Raw genomic sequence first — 2,412 nt, forward strand, 5'->3', positions numbered from 1 at the left:
GGACGTTTGTTTCTGGTGTGGTGTTTGAGAACTGTAGAGTGGATGCGAGCATCTTTGTGGTCAAGTTGTTAAGGGCACATGGTGGATGTCTTGGCTTCAGGAGCCGATGAAGGACGTAGGAGGCTGCGATAAGCCTCGGGGAGCTGTCAACCGAGCTGTGATCCGAGGATTTCCGAATGGGGAAACCCAGCACCAGTGATGTGGTGTTACCCGCACCTGAATATATAGGGTGTGTGGAGGGAACGCGGGGAAGTGAAACATCTCAGTACCCGTAGGAAGAGAAAACAACCGTGATTCCGTGAGTAGTGGCGAGCGAAAGCGGAAGAGGCTAAACCGTGCATATGTCAAGCTGTCAGGCGTTGTATGTGCGGTGTTGTGGGACCCACCTTGAAGGGACTGACATTCCTTCGGATTTGCGCAGTGGTTAGTGGAACGCCTTGGGATGGGCGGCCGGAGTGGGTGAGAGCCCCGTACGCGAAAACTGCTGTTGTTGGTCTTGGTGGTGTTCCCGAGTAGCAGCGAGCTCGTGGAATTTGCTGTGAATCTGCCGGGACCACCCGGTAAGCCTAAATACTTCCTGAAGACCGATAGCGGACGAGTACCGTGAGGGAAAGATGAAAAGTACCCCGGGAGGGGAGTGAAAGAGTACCTGAAACCGTGTGCCTACAAGCCGTCAGAGCCTTTTGGGGTGATGGCGTGCCTTTTGAAGAATGAGCCTGCGAGTTAGTGCTGCGTGGCGAGGTTAACCCGTGTGGGGTAGCCGTAGCGAAAGCGAGTCTGAATAGGGCGAATGAGTCGCGTGGTCTAGACCCGAAGCGGAGTGATCTACCCATGGCCAGGGTGAAGCGACGGTAAGACGTCGTGGAGGCCCGAACCCACTTAGGTTGAAAACTGAGGGGATGAGCTGTGGGTAGGGGTGAAAGGCCAATCAAACTCCGTGATAGCTGGTTCTCCCCGAAATGCATTTAGGTGCAGCGTCACGTGTTTCTTGCCGGGGGTAGAGCTACTGGATGGTCTAGGGGCCTTACCGGGTTACCGAAATCAACCAAACTCCGAATACCGGTTAGTGAGAGCGTGGCAGTGAGACGGCGGGGGATAAGCTTCGTCGTCGAGAGGGAAACAGCCCAGAACACCAGCTAAGGCCCCTAAGTGTGTGCTCAGTGGGAAAGGATGTGGGATTGCCCAGACAACCAGGAGGTTGGCTTAGAAGCAGCCACCCTTGAAAGAGTGCGTAATAGCTCACTGGTCAAGTGGTCCTGCGCCGACAATGTAGCGGGGCTTAAGCACACCGCCGAAGCTGTGTCATTCATGCAATACATCGGCTTCACTCCTTGAGGGTGTTGTCTAGTGGTATGGATGGGTAGGGGAGCGTCCTGCATCCGGGGAAGCGGCGGCGGAAGCCAGTCGTGGAGGGTGTGGGAGTGAGAATGCAGGCATGAGTAGCGAATGCAGAGTGAGAAACTCTGCCGCCGGATGACCAAGGGTTCCTGGGCCAGGCTAATCCGCCCAGGGTAAGTCGGGACCTAAGGCGAGGCCGACAGGCGTAGTCGATGGACAACGGGTTGATATTCCCGTACCCGAGCATGTGCGCCCATGACGAGGCGTTTGATACTAACCACCCAAAGCCATCGCTTGAAGCCTTCGGGTGGATGGTGGTGTGTGGAGCGTGGGACCTGATTTCGTAGTAGTCAAGCGATGGGGTGACGCAGGAAGGTAGCTCCGCCAGGCGATGGTTGTCCTGGTATAAGCGTGTAGGCCGAGTGGTAGGCAAATCCGCCACTCACGTAGGCTGAGACGTGATGTGTAGCCGTTTGAGGCGAAGTAGAGTGATCCTATGCTGCCGAGAAAAGCCTCTAGTGAGTGCATGCACGGCCCGTACCCCAAACCAACACAGGTGGTCAGGTAGAGAATACCAAGGCGATCGGGTGAACTGTGGTTAAGGAACTCGGCAAAATGCCCCCGTAACTTCGGGAGAAGGGGGGCCAAACACTCTGAAGTCCTTTACGGGCTAGGGGTGGGTGGCCGCAGAGACCAGCGGAAAGCGACTGTTTACTAAAAACACAGGTCCATGCGAAGTCGCAAGACGATGTATATGGACTGACGCCTGCCCGGTGCTGGAACGTTAAGAGGACCGGTTAGCCTTTCGGGGCGAAGCTGAGAATTTAAGCGCCAGTAAACGGCGGTGGTAACTATAACCATCCTAAGGTAGCGAAATTCCTTGTCGGGTAAGTTCCGACCTGCACGAATGGCGTAACGACTTTCCGGCTGTCTCAACCACAGGCCCGGCGAAATTGCACTACGAGTAAAGATGCTCGTTACGCGCGGCAGGACGGAAAGACCCCGGGACCTTTACTATAGTTTGGTATTGGTTTTCGGTTCGGCTTGTGTAGGATAGGTGGGAGACTGTGAAGC

General features: G+C 55.5%; 1 rRNA gene. It reads left to right on the plus strand.

From position 1 onward, the window contains the following. Positions 1-58: 58 nt before the first annotated feature. Positions 59-2,412 (plus strand): 23S ribosomal RNA (locus ACWEVP_RS50245); the annotation flags it as partial.

This window comes from Amycolatopsis sp. NPDC003865 (assembly GCF_053605345.1).